Source organism: Pseudoduganella sp. RAF53_2 (assembly GCF_052113985.1).
GTDB lineage: Bacteria > Pseudomonadota > Gammaproteobacteria > Burkholderiales > Burkholderiaceae_D > Rugamonas.
Genome location: NZ_JBFRDW010000311.1, coordinates 1 through 6,794 on the forward strand (window position 1 = coordinate 1; position 6,794 = coordinate 6,794).

A 6,794-nucleotide genomic window follows, 5' to 3' on the forward strand; every position below is an offset into this window, starting at 1 on the left:
CATTGGCTTTGTGTTCTTGTTCTTCTACGGACTCGAACGCCGGGTCCTCGTCGACAGCATCAAGGATCCATCCTTGCGAGCAGAATGGCCGGCCATCAGAAAAGAACTGGAACGACTCATTGGCATATACGGCGCGCAATCCGCTTCATTCGCGCGCTATGCAAGTACCTTGCTGATGTGGCTAAGCCAAGGTGAACTTGAACAGAAGCCTTATCTAACTCCACTGCCCAAATTTGAGCGTGCAGGCGAACTGCCGTTCGCTCTGCGATTTGCGCTGGGRCACGCTGCGTTGAATAAGGTGCCAGTGCCAGCAAAGCTTGCGCTAGCATGGATACGATTAGATCCAATGTCTGCGTTACGAACCGCAGCGTACCGCTGCGCTGAAGAATTCGATCGGCTATTCGAGATTGAATACGAAAAAGCCTTCGGTCAAGGCATAGTCATCGCAAAGAACCGAACCAAGTTGAAGCTGACCTATGCTCCTGCGTCCTCGGGATTCGGTGGCCAGATTCAAGTGGCCGACATTGGCGAGGTGCCAGACGTTTCGGTTCTTACTGCTCCCTTGAATAAGCTGAACAACTTGGTCGAAGTGGTTACCAAGGAGCTTGACTCTTATAGCCGATTTGTCGGCAAGAACCCGGATAGCCGTAATGCTTTAGAGGGGCTGCTGCTGCTTCCAGTTTCCTTATGGCCTGCAAGCGTTCACTCCACGCTCAATGCCTTGAGGGAGTGTATCGGGAACGAATGGGTGGTGATGACGTTCCAAGCGCTGCAGGATGCTATCGGTGCTAAAGGTGCGCTTAACAAGGAAAACAGTCTAGCCTTGGCTCAAGCGTTGGAGTCGCTGCAGATTGGGATAGAGCCAGATATCCTTGCTGGCGCAAAAATACCGAAAGCTGACGAAAGCGTAGTACTCTTTGCAGTATCCGCAGAGGACGTCTCGGTTCGCGCGACTCCTACATATAAGGCAGCCTTGTTGACACTCCAGCTCGCATCGACGGTTGCAAATGCTGACGGCGATTTCTGTACCCAGGAGCTGGAACACTTGCATCGCCAAGTTCAATCGTGGACGCACCTGACGCCTAATCATATCCTTCGACTTCAGGCGCATCTTCGCTTACTACAGATCACACCGGCTTCCTTGGCTGCACTGCGATCCAAACTCGACGGAGTGGATGCAAACACTAAAAATGCAATTGCGTCGTTCATGGCGACTGTTGCCCAGGCTGACGGAACAGTGTCGCCAGAGGAAGTGAAGGTCTTGGAGAAGCTTTACAAGGCACTCGGTGTGGATGCGAAGCGCGTCTTCACCGACGTGCACGTGGCGGCGGCGGGCGGAGTACCGGTTGGAGTATCTGCGGAAAAATCTCAAAGAACGGGTTTCAAGCTCGATGTAGCTCGTATCGCAGCACTGCAAAAAGACACCGAAGCCGTCACAGTACTCCTTTCTGGCATTTTCAATGAAGAGGAGACTTCTCATGAAACCGCTGAAGTCCCAAGCGAAGATGTTCCTGTCAAAGAAAATTTGCTGGGATTGGACGAGCCACACACAGTTCTTGCGCGTTTGTTGATGTCTAGGTCCGAATGGGCGCGAGATGAACTCGGTGACGCCGCTGCCGACTTGKAGTTGATGCTCGACGGAGCGTTGGAGACCATCAACGAAGCAGCTTTTGACGCGCACGATGTTCCATTCATCGAAGGCGATGATCCCATCTCTGTAAATCCTGAACTCTTGGAGAAATTAGCTGCATGAATACGCCCATCCGACTCAAAGACCGTGATGCGGTCATACAATCCCTCCGCGCCGGCGTAGTGCCTCGGACCGGTCAGCATCTGATTCAGGTGGGGCGGGTGAGAGAAATTGAAACGCTGGTCGGCGATATCGAGCGAATCGCAGACGGTGGAGCGGCGTTCCGCCTGGTGATTGGAGAGTATGGTGCTGGTAAGACATTCTTTCTAAACGTCGTGCGCGCCGTTGCGTTGGAGAAGAAGCTAGTCGTTGCCACTGCTGACCTGAATCCAGACCGACGTCTTCATGCTACAGGAGGCCAGGCTCGCTCCTTATATTCCGAACTGATGCGGAGCTTATCGACACGTACGAAGCCAGACGGTGGTGCGCTTGCTGGCATCGTCGAGAAGTTTATTGCTACCGCCAAGGCGGAAGCTAAGGCTGGCGACCAGTCTACCGAGGCAATTATCCGTCATAAGTTGGACCAGCTGACTGAACTGGTGAATGGTTACGACTTTGCTGATGTTATCGCAGCGTACTGGCGCGGTTATGAAGATGGAAATGAGCAGCTGAAGGCCGATGCGATTCGCTGGCTGCGTGGAGAATTCCATACCAAGACAGATGCACGGCAGGCTCTAGGCGTACGCGCCATCGTTGACGATGCAGAGGTCTATGATCAATTCAAACTTATGGCGCGCTTTGTTCGCTTAGCCGGGTTCTCTGGCCTGCTAATTGGCTTGGATGAATTGGTCAACTTGTACAAGCTGGCAAATACTCAAGCAAGGAACTCGAACTTCGAACAGATTCTTCGTATTCTGAACGACTCTCTCCAAGGAGCGGCTGTAGGCTTGGGGTTCGTCCTAGGAGGTACGCCTGAATTTTTGATGGACACGCGCAGAGGACTTTACAGCTACTCCGCGCTGCAAAGTCGGCTCGCCGAGAACACGTTTGCGGCAAATGGCAGGGTCGATTTCAGTGGCCCGGTCGTTCGGCTCTCGAGCCTAACGCCTGAAGACTTCTATGTTCTTCTTCAGAAGGTCCGATTTGTTTATGCAATGGGAGATGAGTCGAAGTTCTTGTTGCCGGACCAGGGTATTGCCAGCTTCATGGAGTATTGCTCTAACCGGATTGGAGAATCGTACTTCCGTACGCCTCGTACGACAATCACGTCATTTATCAATATGCTCGCGGTGCTAGAGCAAAACCCGGGCGCCGCATGGCAGGAACTCTTAGGGGGAATAGAAATCCAAGCCGATAACGGCGCGGCCATCGAACAAGCCATTGAGACCGACGGCGAAGACGAGTTCGCTTCATTTAAGATGTGAGGAAGGTGATGGCGGATAGTTCTTCGTTCTATCAACTGGATGAGCGAATACAACGCTACCTCTGGACAGAGCAGTGGGAGTCGCTCCGTGACGCTCAAGAAGCAGCAATTCCGCTTATCGTCAACGCGGACTGCGATGTCATCGTGGCTGCCGCTACCGCCGCCGGTAAGACTGAGGCAGCATTTCTACCGGCGTTGACACATCTTTTACGAAATGGGGCCTCCAAGCTTATAGTCTACGTGAGCCCGTTAAAGGCGCTAATCAACGATCAATTCGGACGGCTACAGCGCCTGTGCGAGCGCTTAGACATTCCAGTTTGGCCTTGGCATGGGGACGTATCGTCGTCGACGAAACGGCGTTTTCTTGAGCGACCATTTGGTGTTTTGTTGATTACACCCGAGTCTTTGGAGGCGCTTCTATGCAATCGCGGTACCGCGTTGAAGTTCATCTTCGCAGAGACAGCATACGTCGTGGTGGACGAACTACACGCCTTCATTGGAAATGAACGAGGGAAGCAGCTGCAGTCGTTGATGCATCGTGTCGAGCGTGTAATAGGTCGCACATTGCCACGCATCGGTCTATCAGCCACCTTGGGCGATATGGCGCTGGCTGCTGATTTTCTACGACCAGGTGCGGGGGCGAAAGTAAAGATAGTCTGTTCCCGCTCTTCGAGCACAGAGCTTAAAGTGCTCTTAAAGGGATACGAGGAGCCGCGGGAGATAGCTGTACCCGAAGAGAGCGTCGATACCTCCGAGGATGAAGGCGAAACAGAGCCGGTCGCGCCTGGTGCAATTGCCGCGCATCTTTATAAGGCTTTACGTGGTTCGAACAACCTCATCTTTCCTAATTCTCGGCGTGAAGTTGAACGGTTCACGCATCTGCTAAACGAGCTCTGTGAACTGAATCATGTACCAAATGAGTTCTGGCCACATCACGGCAATCTGTCGAAGGAGATTCGCGCCGAGACGGAAGAGGCGTTGAAGCAGAAAGAAAGGCCAGCAAGCGCCATATGCACCAACACTCTGGAACTTGGCATCGATATTGGACAAGTCAAAAGCGTGGCTCAGATTGGGCCGCCGCCTTCCGTCGCAAGTCTGCGGCAACGCCTCGGCCGGTCTGGTCGTAGAAAGGGCGAGCCCGCGATCCTGCGCGGTTACTGCGTTGAGGACGCAATTACTGCCAAGGCATCGCTTGCAACTACACTGCGCCTGAGCACTCTGCAGATGGTTGCGATGATTTCGCTACTCACCGACGGCTGGTTTGAGCCTCCAATGGCGCACGGTGCTCATTACTCAACGTTGATTCAGCAGATCCTTTCGCATGTTGCTCAGGCTGGGGGGGCAAAGGCAAGTCAGCTGTACGCATTGTTTTGTGCGCCGGGCGCTCCCTTCAATGGAACGTCAAAGTCCGCATTCTCAGATTTGCTTCGAGAGCTCGGGAAGAGAGATTTGCTCATTCAAGAGTCATCTGGCTTATTGCTGCACGGTGCGCTGGGCGAGAAATTTGTCAATCACTACACCTTTTACGCCGCCTTCGCGACCGATGATGAATACCGTATTGTTGCTGGGGCCAAGACTTTAGGGACACTTCCAGTTTCACAAATGCTCTGCGCCGGACAACGTATTCTTTTCGCCGGGAAGACATGGACTGTCGAAAGTATTTACGACGAATCCAAGACCATATTTGTGACTCGCGCTCGCGGAGGTGTTCCGCCTCTTTTCAGTGGCGGTAGTGGAAGAACGCACACGCGGGTTAGGCAAAGAATGAGGGAACTCCTGGAAGCAGATGACGTTCCAGGCTTCCTTGACGAAACCGCGCAGCGGTTCCTCGCCGAAGCGCGAATTGATTATGCTGCGAAGGGGCTGGCCAAGGGCACCATCTTAGATCAGGGCCATGAGCTGCTTCTGATCACCTGGCTTGGTGATGCCTCAAATGAGGCAATCGCATGCTTGCTGAATCATCGGGGCTTGACGGCCCAAACTGCAGGACTCGGTGTTGAGGTCATGAAGCTTGGAGCATCAGCGGAAGAGATCGTCGACAGAGTATTAGATATCGCAAGTGAAGATTTCCCTGATGTGCACGTGATGTTAGAGGGGGCCAAAAATCTACAACGAGCGAAATGGGATTGGGCCTTGCCGGAGGGGCTATTGAGAGAGAGTTATGCGAGCCTATATCTCAATCTGGAGGAGGCGGGGCAGTGGTTACGCGCCTTAGCGGAAGGATTCGCTGATTAACTTACTAACTCAGACTTGACCTCACACGCTGTTCGGTGAGCGGCAGCAACCCCTTGAGCGGACAACCGCGTTCGCTAATTGTTGGAAATTAAACAGCTATTGGCTTGCAGTGGTGAATCGTTCAGAGGCTGCCATCGTACCAACCGTCTGGCCAAACACTGGGTCGAAAATTTCCGTCTCATGAGGACCACGTGTATTCCACCCATATACTCTTGCCGCCTGCCCGAAGCATTGCGCAATCCACTGCCTCTCGGGCTCCATCTCCGCAGGAAAGTCGTACACACAAACTTCAACGCAGTCCCAGTGTTTACTGCGAATATCAAACTAATCGCGTCCGAGAACATCAGGTCATGACTTTGTATGCTGGTGTTGCGCGAGAGCGCACCTGTCTGGAACATGAAAGCGTTACGCTGACGGTCCTCCGCAAACCGGAATTCGCCCAGGTGCAATCTACCAACGCGGTCTTCCATAGGCGTATTCTTCGCCAGGCTCGGCTAACTCAGCAATTTCGCTAAAGGACAGAAATCGTTGATATGAAAAGTCATTTGCGTACAACGTCCCTATGTCCTTCTTCCTGATCTACCACGCAGATACTTTGAACTTACGCATCATCCTGCCAATCTCGAATACCGCGGCAATTCTGGCATCGGTAACAGGTGCGACGATTGAGTGGTCTTTCTTGTTGATGTAATAGTTGCCGTCGCATTCTACTAGTTTGAAGATTCCTGACATATCGTGCACTTCCGTTGGCGCCACTTTTCCATCTCCCTCCAGAATTGCGGCAGCGAGCGAGTGGTTGCCACCTCCGACGAAGGCAAAGCCCCAAGGTAACCATACGCTAACCAGATGATTCATTTCATCCTGCTTCCAGCGCCCCCAAGCTTTTCGCACGCCAAGTGACGAGATTGAGCCAACAAGCCTGCTACGCTCCCACGGCCATGGCAGGATAATGTCCCGGTCCAGCCTCAACTCGCATTTCATGTTTCGGCGAGACGTTCGATTTAGGCGACCAATCATAGCCTGTTGGCCGAACCAGAAGAAATCTCGTTCATCAATGACAGGAACATCTCTGGTCGTTCCCTTGCTGGCGGCGTCCAGCAGCATTTCGGATTGGAGTGGTCGAAGGTATAGGCGAACTAAGTTGCGGAGCGACTCAGGAGAATTTTCCGCTACATCCATTGCGAACGCCATTAGACTATCGAATTCCTGCTTGATTTCCCTGCGCTGACGGCCAAAAGTCGAAGACATAGGAGGTGTGTTGAATGGGTTTCGGTTTTCTAAGAGATGAGGTCATGGCGATGGAGCTTGGACGCCAGACCTAACTCAGTCGTTGGGGTGTCTAAAGATCGTCAGACAGTAGGTCGTCAGTGCAGCCGGCCCTGGATTTCGCTTTCCCATAGTGCGCAAGTGGAACGTTGAAAAGTTCGCTAACCTGTCGAAGCTTTTTCAGCAGCGAAGCCTGCTTCATTGCGGCGCTGTTTTCGGAGAACATGAGGTGATACACCG

At 52.9% G+C, this 6,794-nt stretch carries 4 protein-coding genes; 3 read left to right on the forward strand and 1 reads right to left on the reverse strand.

The window, feature by feature from the left end; all coding sequences use genetic code 11:
- The 3 genes from AB4Z11_RS18440 to AB4Z11_RS18450 form a co-directional block, all read left to right on the forward strand.
- Positions 1 to 1,753, forward strand: a 1,753-nt coding sequence (locus AB4Z11_RS18440) for a TerB N-terminal domain-containing protein (protein WP_442026741.1), incomplete at its 5' end; no start/stop codon positions are given.
- Positions 1,750 to 3,054, forward strand: coding sequence for an ATP-binding protein (locus tag AB4Z11_RS18445; RefSeq protein WP_442026743.1), 1,305 nt, complete (start codon positions 1,750 to 1,752; stop codon positions 3,052 to 3,054). The genes AB4Z11_RS18440 and AB4Z11_RS18445, both read left to right, overlap by 4 nt.
- An 8-nt stretch (positions 3,055 to 3,062) precedes the next feature.
- Positions 3,063 to 5,288: a DEAD/DEAH box helicase gene (locus AB4Z11_RS18450; protein WP_442026745.1), complete on the forward strand. Its 2,226-nt coding sequence runs from the start codon at positions 3,063 to 3,065 to the stop codon at positions 5,286 to 5,288.
- A gap of 579 nt (positions 5,289 to 5,867) precedes the next feature.
- Here the strand turns inward: AB4Z11_RS18450 and AB4Z11_RS18455 are convergent.
- Positions 5,868 to 6,536 (reverse strand): DUF6710 family protein, encoded by a 669-nt coding sequence (locus AB4Z11_RS18455; protein ID WP_442026747.1) that lies wholly within the window; start codon positions 6,534 to 6,536, stop codon positions 5,868 to 5,870.
- Positions 6,537 to 6,794 lie beyond the last annotated feature (258 nt).

Bases quoted from the DNA above. Each gene is read 5' to 3' on its own strand.
- AB4Z11_RS18445 (WP_442026743.1), top strand. From the start codon at position 1,750: ATGAATACGCCCATCCGACTCAAAGACCGTGATGCGGTCATACAATCC.
- AB4Z11_RS18455 (WP_442026747.1), bottom strand. From the start codon at position 6,536: ATGTCTTCGACTTTTGGCCGTCAGCGCAGGGAAATCAAGCAGGAATTC.
- AB4Z11_RS18450 (WP_442026745.1), top strand. From the start codon at position 3,063: ATGGCGGATAGTTCTTCGTTCTATCAACTGGATGAGCGAATACAACGC.